Raw genomic sequence first — 15302 nt, 5'->3', positions numbered from 1 at the left:
ATGTTCTTTTCCAGCTTACGCGCCTCGGGCGCGGGCACATTGACCAACCCGGACGGCGGTTTCTGGCGTGGTCATCTGGGGCGCGGTCGAAGTTCTGCGGGCGTAGCGGTAACGCCAGAAACCGCGCTTGCCTTGCCCATCCTGCAGAACTGCGTGACCTTGCTGGCAGAGACGGTAGCGCAACTGCCGCTGGAGCTGTATCAGCGCAAGGAGAAAGGGCAGCGGGAGTCGGCGATCAATCACCCGTTGTACGACGTGCTGCGCTATCAGCCCAATCCGTTCCAGACGCCCTGCGAATACATGGAACGGCACCAGGGCGCGGCGGGCCTGCGGGGTAATTCCTTCAGCCTCATCGAGCGTCGGGAAGACGGCAATGTTACGGCCCTCTGGTCTCTCAAAAACGACCAGGTGCAGGTACTCAAGGGGGCTGACCTGCTGCCGTACTACAGAATCGGCACCGCCGAGGCAGTGCCGATGCGGATGGTGCACCACGTTCGCTGGTTCGGTACCAATCCCTACGTTGGGCTGTCGCCCATTGAGTTGCACGCTGACGCGATTGGGCTGACTCAGGCGGTACGCCAGTACACGGGCAAAAGTTTTGCCAACGGCGTGGCCGTGTCCGGTGTGATCGAGCGCCCCCGTGAGGCTCCGGCGATCAAGGACCAGGGGGCCATCGACAAGATCGTCGACCAATGGGGGCAGAAGTTCGGCGGAATGGACAATGCCAAGAAAGTCGCCCTGCTGCAGGAGGGCATGACCTTCAAACCAGTGTCGATGACCAACGTCGATGCCGAGATCGTCGGCATCATGAAGCTGACCGGCCTGGACATTGCGCGGATCTACAAGATCCCGCTGCCCATGGTGAACGACCTGGAGAAGTCGAACTACAACACCCTTGAGCAGTTGATGATCCAGTTTGTGGTGTTCGCCTTGCTGCCCTGGGTGAAGCGCCATGAGCAGGCGATGATGCGCGACTTCCTGCTGGCGAAGGATCGGCGGGATTACTTCATCGAGTTCAACCTGTCCGGCCTGCTGCGTGGCGACCAGAAGAGTCGCTATGAGGCCTACGCCATCGGTCGCCAGTGGGGCTGGCTGAGCGTGAACGACATCCGGCGCCTGGAGAACATGCCGCCCGTGCAGGGGGGGGATATCTACCTACAGCCGCTCAACATGGTCGACGCGGGCAAACAGCCCGACCTGAACAACCCCACCGTGCGCGCCCAGTTGGAGCTGCAGCACGCCGAGATCGGGAGGATCCTTGCCCAATGAGTAAGCGTCATCTGCGGGCATCCAGCCTGCTGTTCAATCAACCCCTCCTGGTGACACCGGACATGCTCGACCTGGGCGTGCGCTGGGCCAACCAGACCATGAGCCTCAACATCATCAACCTTGGCGGCAGCTCGGCCCAGCTCTGGAAGGATGACGATCCCGTCGACCGCGTGGCGTTCGCGGACGAGCAGCGTCGCAACGCGATTGCCCAGACCGGGATCGAGGTTGTCCCGGTCAGCGGCTTGTTGGTCAGTCGCGGGAGTCACCTCAACGCCTGCGAGACCATGACCAGTTACGAAGGGCTGCGCTCCCAGCTGCAGCGCGCTGTGGCTGATCCGCTGGTCGAGCACATCGTGCTGGATATCGACAGCCCAGGCGGTTCTGCCGTGGGGGCTTTCGAGCTGGCCGAGGACATCCGGGCGATGACCGCGCAGAAGCCCATCACCGGCCTGGTCAACTTCATGGCGTACAGCGGTGGCTATCTGATCGGTTCGGCGTGTAGCGAACTGGTGGTGAGTCGCACTAGCGGTGTTGGCTCCATCGGCGTGATTGCCAGCCACATGGACCGCTCGAAGATGGAGGAGGGGATGGGCGTGAAGGTGACCACGGTGTATGCCGGGGCGCACAAGAACGACCTCTCGCCGCATGAGCCCATCACCGAGCAGTCGCTGGCCTTCCTCAATGAACTGGTGCAGGAGAGCTACCAGATGTTCGTCAATGCTGTTGCCGAGTATCGCGGACTGCCGGTCGCCAAAGTGATCGCCACCGAGGCCGCGTTGTATCGCGGTCAGACGGCAATCAATGCGGGGCTGGCTGACCGCCTGCAGAGCCCCCAGCACACCGTTGACGAGTTGTCGCGGGCTGTTGCGCAGAACCGCGCAACACGCCAGTCGAGCCGCATCAGCGTGCGGGCAGCAGCGTTAGCGATGCAGGCGTTCGCCTGACCCAGCCGCATCAACTGAATCTCGACCCGCCCAGTGCGGGTTTTTTTATGCCCAGGAGGCAGCATGTCCCTTGTACTTCAAATGCGTAACGAGCGCGCCGGCCTGGTCGCCCAGGTGCAGGCCCTGGCCAAGATCGAGGCTGAAGGCGGTAGCTTGAGTGTTGAGCAACTGCAGCAGTTCACCAGCCTGGAAACGCAGATCAACGACCTGACGGCCAAGATCAAGCGCGCAGAATCGGCCGAGCAGTTGGCTGCTGCCAGCGCGGTACCGGTCAACGAGTCGGCTCAGGGTGCGATCAGCCCGCCACAAGGCCGCATTTCCGGCCCGTTCAGCGAACAAGCCAAGCCTGGTACCGGCATGGCGCAGATGGCGCGGTTGCTGGCGTCTGCCCAGGGGAACCAGCAGACGGCCGCTCAGATGGCGAAGGACGGCGGTTTCCCCGCTGATGTCCACATGGCGTTGAGCGTCGTAACCCCGGGTGCTGGCGGTGTGCTGGTGCCGCAAAACTTCGCGACCGAAGTCATCGAGTCGCTTCGCCCAGTGTCCATCGTCCGCAAGATGGGCGTCACCAGCCTGCCGCTGAACAACGGCAACCTGACCCAGCCGCGTATCACTGGCAACACCGTGGTGACGTACATCGGTAGCGATACCGATATCTCGATCACAGGCATGACCTTCGCTGACACCAAGCTGTCGGCGAAAAAGGCTGCCGCCATCGTGCCGATTTCCAACGACCTGTTGGCCATGAGCGGGGTGAACCCACGCGTCGATAGCCTGGTGCTCAATGACCTGACTGTGAGCATGGGCCTGTCGGAAGATCTGCATTTCATCCGGGCTGATGGCTCTGGCTCAATGCCCAAAGGTATGCGGCACTGGGCGCTGCCTTTCAACGTCCTGACGGCGCCTGTGGTCGATGGCCTGACGCTGGAAAAGATCGACCTGTTCCTGGGCAGCATGATGCTGCGCCTGGAAACGGCGAACGTGATGATGAAGTCGTGCGGCTGGCTGATGGCGCCACGTGTGTTGCGTTGGTTGCAGGCGCTGCGTGACGGTAATGGCAATAAGGCGTACCCCGAAATCGATCAGGGCATGCTCAAGGGCTACCCGGTGGGCCTCAGTAACCAGATCCCGGTGAACCTCGGCGTCGATGGCGACGAAACCGAGATCTACTTCGTCAACTTCGCCGACTGCATGATCGGTGAAGACATGGACCTCACCCTGAGCTTCAGCAACGAGGCTTCCTACAAGGATGCTCAGGGCGAGGTGATCAGTGCCTTCCAGCGTGACCAGACCCTGCTGCGCGTGATCGCGAAGCATGACTTCGGCCCGCGTCACGTCGAAAGCATCGTGGTAGCGGTCGCCGTGAAGTGGGGCGCAGGCATGTAATCCCCGGCCCCGGATGGTCCGGGGCCGCTCAACTGGATGGACGTTATGGCAAAGGTAATTGTTGTGTTCACTGGCTCTTGGCGTGGCTATGGCAAGGGCGAAGTGGCGGGTTTCGAGGAAGGCGTGGCGCAGTCGTTGATCGATGGTGGTCGCGCTGAGCTGTACGAAGGCAAGAAAGCTGGCAAGTCCGGTGGTGGTAAGGGCAAGGCGGCCCCGGCGGCGAAAGGGCCCGCCCAGTCCGGCCCATCGACGGAGCCGCCACCGGATTCGGGTCCGAACAACACCGATCCAAATGACGACGAAGAAAAACCCTGATGGCTCGCCGCATAGCCTACACGGGGGCGCCCGTGCTGACGTTGGAGCAGGTGGCCTTTCAATGCCGGGCTGAACCAGAAGACCTGCAGCCTGAGCTGATCGACCAGATCATCATCCCTGGGGTGACCGCCCAGGGCGAATCGAGGACGGGGGCGGCGATTCGTGAAGCGATCTACGAGGAGGACTGGCCGGCGGCGTATCCGTCGGGCCATTCGCTGGACGTTGGCCAGGTGGTTGCCGTCGAGTCCGTGGTGGTGCTGGGAGACGCCGGGCAGGTGACGCCCTACGAAGGGCAAGTGGTGCTTCACCTGGGGGGCAAGGAGAGTTACCTGGAGTTCCCGGCAGGCCGTCCCGAGGGGCGTTTGCGGATCCGTTACCGCGCCGGTACGGACCTGGAGGCGCACCCGGGTGTACTCAGCTGGTTGCTGATGGCCGCTGAAACGGCTTTCACCCATCGGGGTGTCATGGTGGTGGGGCAGTCCTTGTCACCGCTTCCTGGCACCTACCTCGATCATCTGCTGGCGGACATCACCGTTCCGCCGAGGTTCTAGCCATGATCCTTAAAGAGCCTGCCTCGGGGGAGCTAAACCGCCGCGTTCGACTGCGGCTTCGGCGCGACCTTCCCCAGGGCGACGGTGTTGGTCTCGATTCCGAATACGAAGGTGAATTCGACTGCTGGGCCAAGATCCAGCCTGTCGGCAGTGCTGTTTACAGCGGCTCTGTGCAGTCCGGTGCAGTGGTCACGCACCGTGTAACGCTGCGTTTCCGTCCGGGCATCACCGAGTCCCACGAAGTGGTCGCGAAGTACCGGGGCAACGAGATTGTCTATCGCGTGCGCCGGTCCAGTGATCTGAGTAACCGCCGATTTCTGGTGCTGGAGGTCGAGGAGCTGGGCCTGGCCGCTGAGCAGGGTGGAGGGATCTATGGCTACTAGCTTGAGCGTGCAGCCGTACCTGCATATTGATGGCTTCGATGACCTGCCCAAGGACTTCTTCGACAAGCGCAAGGTGCGTGCGGGTATGCGCAAGTCGGGCCGCCTGGTGGCAGCCCGTGCGCAGTTAGCGATTGCGCTGTCCCGGGGAGCGAGCGACTACCCGGTAAACCGTACGGGAGAACTGGTGCATTCCATTCGGGTCAAGCTATCCCGGTCGGGATTCTTGGTGCGTATCGCGCCGCAGAAGACCAGTGGAATGAAGGAGTACTACCCCGCCTATCTGAACTACGGGGTGAAGCGAGGTGCCCGGGTCCGCGGCCTTGGTCCGGGGAAGCGTCGCCGGCGCGGCGCCCGGGCAAAGCTGATTGCCCTGCGTGCCTCTGGCGGGTGGCGGATCACGCCGCGAGCCAACTACATGGCCGATGCGCTCGAGGACAGCCGAGCGGATGTGCAGCGGATCCTGAAGGCGGCCTTCGCTCGGGCGCTGGGAGGTTGAGCTATGCGATTGTCCCCCTTGATTGAACACTTGAAACGCCACTGCCCTTCGCTGGGCGGTCGGGTTGCCGGCGGCATCGACATGGATGCCGTGATGGCATCGGCCAAGATGGTCACGCCGGCGTGCTATGTGATCTGCACTGGTGACGAAGCGGGTGAAAACCTCGCTCAGAACAAAGCGCGGCAGACGCTTGTCGACCAGTTCGACGTGGTGTTGGTCCTGCAGACCCGCGATGAACGTGGGCAGCAGGCGGTGGACGTGCTGCATGACCTGCGTGCTGAGCTGTTCCGGGCCCTGGTCGGCCTGGAGTCGGATGATCACGAACCGATCACCTATGTCGGCGGCAGCTTGATGGTGATCGACCGGGCGAAAGTGGTGTACCGCTATGGCTTCGAAGCGGAAAGCCAGATCGGCCGCAGCAGGGCGGGTGACCCCGCCGAAACCTGGCAAGAGTACAAGTTGGACGGCCTGCCGCCGCTACGGGGCATCGACTTCAACTTTGACAGCCTGGACCCGAAAGACCCCAACCACACAGCGCCTGGCCCGGATGGCCGGGTAGAAGTGCATTTTTCCACCGAACTTTCGCAAGAGTGACCCCCCCATGACTCGAATCACCGTTTACCCGGTCGAGGGCCGCACCGTGCCCGACCCGGAGCTAGGCGGCACGCTGGGCCCCGACGGGCGTGCCGTGCCCCGAGACGCGTACTGGTTGCGCCGCCTGCGTGACGGCGACGTGACCGACCGGAAACCCGCCGAGCCAAGCAAGGTCAAGGCGAAAACGAAAACCACTGACACTGGGAGCGCTGAGTAATGGCCGTCAGTTTCAATAGCATCCCCAGCGACATCAGGGTCCCGCTGTTCTATGCCGAGGTCGACAACAGCCAGGCCAACAGCGCCGCCGGCAGCTTGCAGCGCCTGATCGTTGGCCAGGTCAACGATGATGCCGAGGCCGATGAAATCGGCAAGCTGACCCTGGTGTCGAGCCTGAGCTTGGCTAAGAGCATCGGCGGCGTGGGCTCGATGCTCGCCGAGATGTACGACACTTGGCGGCGCAGCGATCCGATGGGCGAGGTCTGGTGTCTGCCGATCAAGGCTACCGGGACCCAGGCCAGCGGCAAGCTGACCATCGCCGGCGCGGCGACGGCAGGCGGGCAGCTCAACCTGTACGTGGCCGGCCAACGCGTGCGCGCCACGGTGGTCAGCGGCGCCACGGCAGCCGAAGCGGCGACCGCCCTGGCGGCGGCCGTCAATGCCGCCGGCTTGTCTGTGGCGGCGATCACAGAGGCTGGAGAGGTCACGCTGACCTGTCGCTGGTCGGGCCTGAGCGGCAACGACATCCAGCTGGAGCTGAACCGCCAGGGGCGCAATGGTGGCGAATTCACCCCGGCCGGGCTGACGGTGACTGTCACGCCGATGGCCGGTGGGGTGGGTACGCCAGACGTGGCGCAAGCCCTGGCGGCGCTGGGCGATGAGCCGTTCGAGTTCATCTGTGCGCCTTGGGCCGATGCCGCATCGCTGGATGCCTGGCAAGCCTTCATGGATGACAGCAGCGGTCGCTGGAGCTGGGCGCGGCAGTTGTACGGTCATGTGTACTCGGCCAAGCGCGGCACCCTGGGTGAGCTGGTGGCGTTGGGCGATTCGCGCAACGATCCGCACGTCACGGTGTATGGCTTCGAGAGGGCCTGCCCGGATCCGGTGTGGCGTCAAGCTGCTGCTTATGCGGCGCGCACCGCTGTATTCATTTCGGCGGACCCGGCGCTGCCTACGCAAACCGGCGAGCTGACTGGTATCACGCCGGCGCCGGCTGGCGAGCGCTTCATTCAGCCCGAGCGGCAGTCGTTGTTGAGCCATGGTATCGCCACGGCCTACTCCACCGGTGGCGTTCAGCGCATCGAGCGGGGCATCACGACCTATCGAGAAAACGCCTTGGGGCAGCCCGACAACTCCTTCCTGGACAGCGAAACGCTGCACCAGTCGGCGTATGTCATCAACAGCCTTAAGGCGCGGGTCACCAGCAAATACGGCCGTCATAAGCTGGCCAACGACGGTACCCGATTCGGCGCCGGCCAGGCCATCGTCACGCCGAAGGTCATCCGCGCCGAACTGATTGCCGGCTATCAGGCGCTGGAGCTGCTGGGCATTGTCGAGAACGCCGATGCCTTCGCCCAGTACCTGGTGGTGGAGCGCTCGAGCACTAATCCGAACCGACTGGACGTGTTGTACCCGCCGGACCTGGTGAACCAGCTGCGTGTGTTCGCGCTGCAGTACCAGTTCCGTCTGCAGTACCCGGTGTAACCAATCGATCCACCAGAGCCCGCCCAGTGCGGGCTTTTTTGTAGGAGACGCCCATGGGCAAGAAAGTTGCGGGTACTGTCTATATCAAGGCAGACGGTACCCAGTTCACCGTGACTGGCGGGGCCGAGGCGCCGCTCAGTGACAAAAAACGCGAATCGGTTGCGCCAGGCTATTTTAAGGAAGAAGACCTGGTGCCTTATGTCGCAGTGACCGTAGTCGATGATCCCGACTTGCCGATCGCACAAATCATGGCCGCGACTGATGCGACCGTGACTGTCGACTTTGCCAATGGTCGCACCTACGTGCTGTCCGGTGGTTACGTCGTGGATGAGCCCGCCGCCAAGGGCGACGACGGCACCATCGATCTCAAGTGGGAAGGCACCAAGGGGGGATGGCAATGAAAGAAGTCGTCAAGCTGTCGGTACCGATCCAGGCGCACGGCGAAGAGGTCGCTGAACTGGAGGTGCGACGCCCGACAGTTCAGGAGGTGCGCAACATCAAGGCGCTGCCTTACAAGATGGACAAGGACGAAGCGGTGACGCTCGACATGGATGTGGCGGCCAAGTACATCGCCGTGTGCGCAGCGATCCCGTCCTCCTCGGTTAATCAGTTGGACCTGTCGGACCTGAACAACCTGGCCTGGATTGTCGCCGGTTTTTTCTTGACGCCGGCGTCAGCGACGTTGACGGCTTGATTGCAGCCGCATACGACCTGGCGTGGTTCTGGAAGTCCGATCCCGAGCAGGTAATGGGTCGGACTTTGGACGTCATTCTGGAAGCCACCATGCACAGCCAGCGCATCGCGGAAACGCTGAGGGGGGAGGATGGCTGACAAGTTTCAGCTCAAGGCGCTGATCACCGGTGTCGATAAGCTGTCACCGACGCTACGTGGGGTACGCAAGAACATTGCGACCTTCCGCAAGAGCCTGGAAAGCACTGGCCTCGGCAAGATCGGCTGGAGCGACATTGTCACCGGCGGGGCTATGGCGGCTCCCTTCATTGCCGGTGCTCGGGCGGCCATCGACTTCGAGTCGCAGATGGCCGACGTGCGCAAGGTGGTGGACTTCGACACGCCACAGCAGTTCAAGGAGATGGGCGACGACATCGGGCGCCTGTCCGAACGGCTGCCGATGGCGGCGACGGATATCGCCAAGATCGTTGCGGCCGGTGGCCAGTCGGGTATTGCCAAGGATGAGCTGCTGGGCTTTGCCGAGGCTGCAGTGAAAATGGGTATTGCCTTTGACCAGACCGCCGACGAAAGCGGCGAAATGATGGCCAAGTGGCGTACGGCGTTCCGTATGAGCCAAGATGAAGTGGTCGGCCTGGCCGACCGCATCAACTACCTGGGCAACACGGGCCCGGCCAACACCAAGCAGATTTCCGGCATCGTGACCGAGGTCGGTGCCTTGGGCGAGGTCGCCGGTCTGTCTTCGGCGCAGATTGCGGCTATCGGCGCGACCATGGCCGGTGTGGGCGTCAAGCAGGATGTGGCGGCCACTGGCATCAAGAACTTCATGCTGGCCCTGACCAAGGGCACAGCGGCCACCAAGGCCCAGGCGCAGGCCTACAAGTCGCTGCGCCTGGATGCCAAGACGGTCGCCGAAAACATGCAGAAAGACGCCCAGGGCACGACCCTGGATCTGCTCAAGCGTATCGCCCAGGTCGATGCGGCGAAGCGGCCGGCGCTGTTGGCCGAGCTGTTCGGCACCGAGTCCATCGGGGCTATCACCCCGCTGCTGACCAACCTGGAACTGTTGCGCAGCAACCTGGACAAGGTCAGTGATAGCCGTAAGTTTGCCGGCTCCATGGAACAGGAATACGCCGCTCGGGCGGCCACCACGGCCAACAATCTGCAGCTATTGCGTAACGGGGTCGACAGCGTGGGTCGTGCCATCGGCAATGCCCTGCTGCCAGGTATCAACGCGGTGCTCGATCAGCTGCGTCCTTGGATCTCCCAGGTGGCGCAGATGATCAGCGACAACCCGCACCTGGTACGCGGCATCGTCATCGCCGGGGCGGCCTTTACCGCCCTGCGCGCAGCGGTGTTTGCCGCCACGGTGGCGACCCGAGTACTGGGTGTGGCCTTCGCGGCAACCCCGGTGGGCCTGATCGCCGTCGGCATCGCTGCTGCGGCCGGCCTTATCGTCGCCAACTGGGAGAAGGTCGGGCCGTTCTTCAGTGCTCTGTGGGAACTGATCAAGGCCTATAGCACGCCTTTCATGGAGTTCATGAAGAGCCTGTTCGCCTGGAACCCGTTGGTGCAGATCGTCAAGAACTGGGAGCCCATCGTCGGCTGGTTCAAGAACCTGTGGGAGCGGGTCAGCCCTTACCTGCAACCGATCCTCAAGCTGTTCGGCGGTGAGGAGGGCGAAGGCCTGACCGGGCGCGTGCAGCGCATGGCAGAGGAACAGCGGCAGCGTAACGCCGGCGCCGGTGGCGGTAGCGGTGAACTGGTGCTGGCCGGGGCCGGCACGGCGGCGCGGAACCGGCAAGAGCACAACGCGAGGCAGTTCGGCATCAACCCGGGCACGCTGTTGCAGGCGCCGGGGCAGTTGCCGGAGCCGGGGGCCTTGCTGCGCCAGTCGGCGTTGGCCAGCAAGGCCCAGCTAGAGGGCGAGATGCGTTTCACCTTCGACAACCCGCCGCCGGGCCTGCGGGTGGAGTCGACGAAGAGCAGCCAGCCCGGCGTCACGATGACGCCGAAGGTTGGTCGCAGGACAATGGGAGGTACCAATGAGTGAATGGCGCGATCTGCGCCGCGAAGCATCGTTTCGCGGCGTGCCGTTCTGGGTGGACAGCGACAGTGTGCCGGTTGGCCGGCGTACCCAGTTGCACGAATACCCCAAGCGGGACCAGCCTCTGGTCGAAGACATGGGCCGGCGCACGCGTGAGTACAAGTTTGTCGGCTTCATCATTGGCGCTGACTTCATCAGCCAGCGCGACCGCCTGCTGGCTGCGCTGGACCAGCCCGGCCCGGGCGAGCTGGTGCACCCCTGGTTCGGCCGTCTGACGGTGACCGCCGGTGATTGCGACATCGCGCATGCCCGAAACGAGCTTGGGATGGTGCGTTTCAACCTGACGTTCATCGACGGCATGCTGATGTTCCCAGTGCAGCGGGTGAACACCCGGCGGCAACTGGCGGCCCATGTACCGACGCTGCTGGAGTCGGCCAAGGCGCGCTTTGATGCAGCAATGGCGAAGGTGGACCTGGCCCGGCAGCGGGTCAATGCCGTGCGCCGGGCCCTTTCCAGCGCCTATGCCTTCGCTATCAACTTCCTCAAGCCGCTGACCTCGCTGGCCGGTGACCTCGGCGCCCTGGTGCAATCGGTCATCAACGCTCCAGGCGCCTTGGCAGCCAGCCTGCTGAGTGACATAGCCAGCGTGGAGCGCTGGTTCAGCGGCTACGGGTCCAGTGGTTCGCTGCAGTCGTCACGCTCCAGGGCACGGGCCATTTCCGCGCTGTCGGCCGAGCCGCCGGTTGCTGATGATCCAGAAGTCGCGGCGATCCAGGCGGCCGTCATCGGCTTGGTCCAGGACGCAGCCCTGGTGGACTTGCTGCTGGACATGGTGGAAGTCCCGGTGGCCAGCGTGCAAAGCGTTGATCAGCCGGCTGCGCTGAGCGTCCAGCTCGAGCAGGATGGTTCAACCGTCGAGGCGGGTAGCGTCATGGATACCGGAGTGCCAGTGGCTGATGACATTCTGGCGCTCCGTGACGCCATCAGCGAAGCGATGTGGGCCATTGCGGGGGATAGCCTGCCGGAGCACTTCGGCGTGCTCAGTGATGCCCGCTTGGCCCTGGATCGACACCTGACCGAGGTGGCGCGTAGCGGTGTCTGGCTGCGTCCCTATCAGCCACGGACCACGGTCTCGTCGCTGGTTCTGGCGCACCGGCTGTACGGCGACGCACTGCGCAGCGCCGAGATCGTCTCGCGCAATGCGATTCGCCACCCGGGCTTCGTGCCCGCCACTGAACTGCAAGTCGCCAAGAGTTAAGCCATGGAGCCAGATAATACCGTCACCCTGAGCGCTGGCGGGCACGACTACGCCGGTTGGAAAGACGTCAGTATCAGCGCGGGCCTCGAGCGGCAGGCGCGGGATTTCAGTGTGTCGATCACTTGGAAGTGGCCGGGCGGCGGTGATGTGCCAGTGCGGATCCGCCAGGGCGACTTGGTCGAGGTGTGGATAGGGCGTGACCTGCTGCTGACCGGTTACGTGTTCAGTACGCCGATCCGCTACGACGCCAGGTCGATCACCTTGAGCATTGCCGGTCGTTCGAAAACGGCTGACCTGGTGGACTGTGCGGCGATCAATTCGCCGGGGCAATGGCGCGGCCAGAGTGTGCAGAAGATCGTGGAGGCTCTGGCAGGTGAGTACGGAATCAAGGTCGTCAATGAGGCCGCTATCACCCTGGGGCTCGACGATCACACCATCGAGCCGGGCGAAACCGCTTTCGAGAGTATCGACCGGTTGCTGACCCTTTCGCGGCTGTTCAGTACCGATGACGGCAGCGGTCGCCTGGTCATCGCCAGTCCGGGCACGGCGGGGCGTGCGGTGGACAAGCTGGAGCTGGGCAAGAACATCCTCGACGGGGATACCGCCCTGGACTTCTCCAACGTGTTTTCCGAGTACATCAGCCGCGGTCAGCGCAGTGGTACCGACGACTCATTCGGTACGGCCGCGACTGAAGTGCAGGCCAGCGTGAAGGATGAGCGGGTGACGCGCCGGCGAGTCAAGGTGATTCACCAGTCGGGCCAGATGACCACCAAGATGGCGCGTGATCGCGTGGAGTGGGAGCGGGCCAACGCCATCAGTCGCGCCCTGGCAATCAACTACGTGGTGCAAGGCTGGCGGCAGAGCAGCGGCGAGCTGTGGCGGCACAACATGATTGTGCGCGTGGTGGATCCGCTGATCGGCCTGGATCGCGACATGCTGATCAGCGAGATCAGTTACGAGCTGGGCGAGGAGGGCACCTTGACCCGGATGACCGTAGCCCCGCCTGACGGCTTCCTGCCCGAGCCGAACGACGCTTACGAGCGGCGCAAGCTCAAGAAAGGCAAGAAAACAGACAACTTCGAATACCTCATTCCAGCGGACTACAAACCATGAGAAATCCAATAGCGGGCGTGCTGGCCCGTGGTGTGGTGGTGCTGGCCAACTCGGCGCGCAAGCTGCAGAGCCTGCAGTTGCGTATCACGGCTGGCGAGGTGAAAGACGACGTGGAGCACCTGGAGCCCTACGGCTTCACCTCCTGCCCCAAGGACGGCGCCGAGGCCCTGGCCGGGTTTATCGGCGATCGCAGTCACGGGGTGGTGATCATGGTGTCTGACCGCCGTTTTCGCCTGCAGAGCCTCAAGCCGGGCGAAGTGGCCTTGTACACCGACGAAGGCGATCGGCTGCACTTCAAACGCGGCCGGGTGGTCGAGGTCGACACGGCCACGTTCAAGGTCAACGCCGAAGCGGCTGTGGAGTTCAACACACCGGTGATCCGCACCAACGGTCGCATCGAGTCGGTCGGCGATCAGGTGGCCGCCGGCATCAGCCAGATCGAGCATGTGCATGATGGCGTGATGCGTGGCGAGGCCAGCAGCAACAAGCCGGTGGGGGGTGCTGGATGAGTCGTGAGGCCCTGTTGCGCCGGGCTGTGACCATCAGCCTGTTCAGTTGGCGGCGGGCCGGTGCTGACGATCCGGTCGATGATGCCGACCGCCAGGGTTGGTGGGGGGATTGTGCGCCGACCGTGGCAGGCGATCAGATCGGCTCCCGGCTGTGGTTACTGCGGCGGCGCTCGATTACCCCGAGCACGCTGCGCGATGCCCGGGAATATGCAGAGGAGGCACTGCGCTGGCTGACCGACGACGAGATTGTTACCTCCGTTACGGTAACGGTCGAGCGGCAAGGCAACGAGCGGGTCAACCTGCAGGTACTGCTGACTGAGGCCAACGGCGAAACCCTGCAGCTGGCGTTTGAAGATACGTGGAGCTTGATCAATGCCATATGAAATCCCGACGTTACCGGCGCTGATCACGCGCACCGAGGCCGACTTCGAACGCAACGCTCCGGATGCGTTGCGTCGCTCGGACGCCAAGGTTGCCGCTCGTGCGCTCAGCGGGGCGGTGTTCCAGCTGTTCGGTTATCAGAGCTGGGTGGCCAAGCAGGCACACCCGGCCACCTGCGATGAAGAGCAGCTGTTGCGCTGGGCGGATTGGCGCCTGGAAGACGGCCGCAAGCCTGCCGTGGCTGCCACTGGTGTGGCCACGGTCACCGGGTCCAGCGGCTTCCTGGTAGATGCCGGGACGGTATACCAAGCCGGTGATGGTCGCCGCTATGTGGTCAAGGTGGGCGCCACGCTGGTTGATGGCGCTGCCCAGCTGCAGCTGGTGGCGGAAATGGCGGGGCCGAGCGGCAACATTGAAGGCGGGCAGTTGACTGCGGTCAAGCCAGTCCTGGGGGTGAACCCCACCGCCACCATCGGCGCCGACGGCATTGTCGGCGGCACCGATCAAGAGGAGATCGAGGCGCTGCGTGCGAGGGTGCGGGCGGCCTTCAAGAACCCAAGCAAGGTGGGTAACGCGGCCGATTTCGTGGAGTGGGCGTTGGAGGTGCCGGGTGTGACCCGAGCCTGGGCGCTGCCGCGATGGATGGGCCCGGGCACGTTCGGTCTGACCTTCGTCTGTGACGGTGACGCCGACATCTTCCCGAGCGCCGCGAAGGTGACCGAGGTGCAAGCCTACCTGGAGCGCAAGCGGCCGGTGACCAGCGAGGTCTATGTGTTCGCTGCGCAGCGCCTTGCTGTGGACCTGCGCATCAAACTGACCCCGGACACTACGGCCGTGCGCCAGGCCGTGGGGAAAGCCCTGGCGGGCCTGATCAGCGACGAAGGCGGTTCTGATTCTGTCATTCCGTTGAGTCACATCCGTGCGGCGATCAGCAACGCGCCGGGTGAGACCGACCACCGGCTGGATGCGCCGACCGAGGATGTGGTGGTGGCGGCCAACCAGGTGGCTGTGCTGGGGGGAATCACATGGCTATGACTGAGGACGATTACCGCGAGGGTTTGCGCGATCTGCTGCCGCCAGGTCCAGCATTCGACCCTGAGCTGCAGGCGGACTGGGCGCAGCTGCTGGCCAGCCTGGCGCCCGAACTGGCCCGGGTCGACCAGGCCCTGGATGGTCTGCAACTGGAGATGAACCCGGCGACGGTCAGCGCGCTGCTGACTGACTGGGAGGACTATCTAGGCTTGCCAGATGCCTGCACCGTGCCGGGCTCGCAAACCCTGGCCCAGCGCCGGCAGGCCGTGTTGGACAAGCTGACTGCCTCGGGCGCGCCGCAGGTGGCCTATTACCGTCGGTTGGCCGCGCAGGCCGGCGTGACGGTAACGATCGAGGAGTTCCGTCCCGCAAGGGTAGGGCCGACCGTCACCGGCGATTTTCTCTATGGCTCCGGGTGGTCTTGGGCATGGCTGGCGTCGGCCCCCTTGGATGCCTACGGCACGCCCGAGGCGGCTGCCATGGAGTGCCGCCTGCGCCTGGAAGCACCGGAATACACCGACGTTGAGATCGGCTTCGGGCGCGCCGAGTTGGAGGGAATCGCCGCCAACATCGATCAATTTTTCCATGCGGTTCATTACGTGATGCCGGCCGCTGTGGCCGGCCTCGGGGATTAGT

Annotated in this window: 19 protein-coding genes; all 19 read left to right on the top strand. The window is 63.8% G+C overall.

Features of this window, described 5'->3' with window-relative positions; translation table 11 throughout:
- Positions 1-1269 carry a phage portal protein gene (locus tag ABFA30_RS17660; RefSeq protein ID WP_410045742.1) on the top strand — a complete coding sequence of 423 codons (1269 nt, stop codon included), beginning with the start codon at positions 1-3 and terminating at the stop codon, positions 1267-1269.
- Positions 1266-2213, top strand: coding sequence for a S49 family peptidase (locus tag ABFA30_RS17655; RefSeq protein WP_410045741.1), 948 nt, complete (start codon positions 1266-1268; stop codon positions 2211-2213). Before ABFA30_RS17660 ends, ABFA30_RS17655 begins: the two co-directional genes overlap by 4 nt.
- Positions 2214-2276: 63 nt before the next feature.
- Positions 2277-3599 carry a phage major capsid protein gene (locus ABFA30_RS17650; protein WP_410045740.1) on the top strand — a complete coding sequence of 441 codons (1323 nt, stop codon included), beginning with the start codon at positions 2277-2279 and terminating at the stop codon, positions 3597-3599.
- A gap of 45 nt (positions 3600-3644) precedes the next feature.
- Positions 3645-3914 (top strand): hypothetical protein, encoded by a 270-nt coding sequence (locus tag ABFA30_RS17645; protein WP_410045739.1) that lies wholly within the window; start codon positions 3645-3647, stop codon positions 3912-3914.
- On the top strand, positions 3914-4465 hold the full coding sequence (locus ABFA30_RS17640) for a hypothetical protein (RefSeq protein ID WP_410045738.1): 552 nt from the start codon (positions 3914-3916) through the stop codon (positions 4463-4465). The genes ABFA30_RS17645 and ABFA30_RS17640 overlap by 1 nt, the downstream gene beginning before the upstream one ends.
- Before the next feature lie 2 nt (positions 4466-4467).
- Complete coding sequence (locus tag ABFA30_RS17635; protein WP_410045737.1) at positions 4468-4848, top strand: head-tail adaptor protein; 381 nt, start codon at positions 4468-4470, stop codon at positions 4846-4848.
- Positions 4838-5344, top strand: a complete 507-nt coding sequence (locus tag ABFA30_RS17630) for a hypothetical protein (protein ID WP_410045736.1) — start codon at positions 4838-4840, stop codon at positions 5342-5344. Before ABFA30_RS17635 ends, ABFA30_RS17630 begins: the two co-directional genes overlap by 11 nt.
- 3 nt (positions 5345-5347) lie before the next feature.
- Positions 5348-5938 (top strand): hypothetical protein, encoded by a 591-nt coding sequence (locus ABFA30_RS17625; protein ID WP_410045735.1) that lies wholly within the window; start codon positions 5348-5350, stop codon positions 5936-5938.
- A gap of 7 nt (positions 5939-5945) precedes the next feature.
- Positions 5946-6155 carry a DUF2635 domain-containing protein gene (locus tag ABFA30_RS17620; RefSeq protein ID WP_410045734.1) on the top strand — a complete coding sequence of 70 codons (210 nt, stop codon included), beginning with the start codon at positions 5946-5948 and terminating at the stop codon, positions 6153-6155.
- Positions 6155-7639, top strand: coding sequence for a phage tail sheath subtilisin-like domain-containing protein (locus tag ABFA30_RS17615; protein WP_410045733.1), 1485 nt, complete (start codon positions 6155-6157; stop codon positions 7637-7639). The genes ABFA30_RS17620 and ABFA30_RS17615 overlap by 1 nt, the downstream gene beginning before the upstream one ends.
- Positions 7640-7692: 53 nt before the next feature.
- Positions 7693-8040: a phage tail tube protein gene (locus tag ABFA30_RS17610; protein WP_410045732.1), complete on the top strand. Its 348-nt coding sequence runs from the start codon at positions 7693-7695 to the stop codon at positions 8038-8040.
- Entirely contained in the window at positions 8037-8333 is a 297-nt protein-coding gene (locus ABFA30_RS17605; RefSeq protein ID WP_253090931.1) for a phage tail assembly protein, read from the top strand. The genes ABFA30_RS17610 and ABFA30_RS17605 overlap by 4 nt, the downstream gene beginning before the upstream one ends.
- A gap of 129 nt (positions 8334-8462) precedes the next feature.
- The gene (locus ABFA30_RS17600) at positions 8463-10379 is read left to right on the top strand and encodes a phage tail tape measure protein (RefSeq protein WP_410045731.1); all 1917 of its coding nucleotides are present in this window, start codon (positions 8463-8465) and stop codon (positions 10377-10379) included.
- The gene (locus ABFA30_RS17595; RefSeq protein WP_410045730.1) at positions 10372-11631 is read left to right on the top strand and encodes a DNA circularization protein; all 1260 of its coding nucleotides are present in this window, start codon (positions 10372-10374) and stop codon (positions 11629-11631) included. Before ABFA30_RS17600 ends, ABFA30_RS17595 begins: the two co-directional genes overlap by 8 nt.
- A gap of 3 nt (positions 11632-11634) precedes the next feature.
- Positions 11635-12744, top strand: coding sequence for a phage baseplate assembly protein (locus ABFA30_RS17590; protein WP_253090934.1), 1110 nt, complete (start codon positions 11635-11637; stop codon positions 12742-12744).
- Positions 12741-13253: a phage baseplate assembly protein V gene (locus tag ABFA30_RS17585; RefSeq protein ID WP_410045729.1), complete on the top strand. Its 513-nt coding sequence runs from the start codon at positions 12741-12743 to the stop codon at positions 13251-13253. Before ABFA30_RS17590 ends, ABFA30_RS17585 begins: the two co-directional genes overlap by 4 nt.
- Entirely contained in the window at positions 13250-13636 is a 387-nt protein-coding gene (locus tag ABFA30_RS17580) for a phage GP46 family protein (protein ID WP_253090936.1), read from the top strand. The genes ABFA30_RS17585 and ABFA30_RS17580 overlap by 4 nt, the downstream gene beginning before the upstream one ends.
- Complete coding sequence (locus tag ABFA30_RS17575) at positions 13626-14669, top strand: baseplate J/gp47 family protein (RefSeq protein ID WP_410045728.1); 1044 nt, start codon at positions 13626-13628, stop codon at positions 14667-14669. The genes ABFA30_RS17580 and ABFA30_RS17575 overlap by 11 nt, the downstream gene beginning before the upstream one ends.
- Entirely contained in the window at positions 14660-15301 is a 642-nt protein-coding gene (locus ABFA30_RS17570) for a YmfQ family protein (RefSeq protein ID WP_410045727.1), read from the top strand. Before ABFA30_RS17575 ends, ABFA30_RS17570 begins: the two co-directional genes overlap by 10 nt.
- Position 15302 lies beyond the last annotated feature (1 nt).

It is taken from the genome of Pseudomonas sp. HLMP (assembly GCF_046365545.1).
Lineage (GTDB): Bacteria > Pseudomonadota > Gammaproteobacteria > Pseudomonadales > Pseudomonadaceae > Aquipseudomonas > Aquipseudomonas guariconensis_B.
The sequence above is the reverse complement of the archived record's forward strand: the minus strand, read 5'-3'. Positions and strand labels throughout refer to the sequence as shown.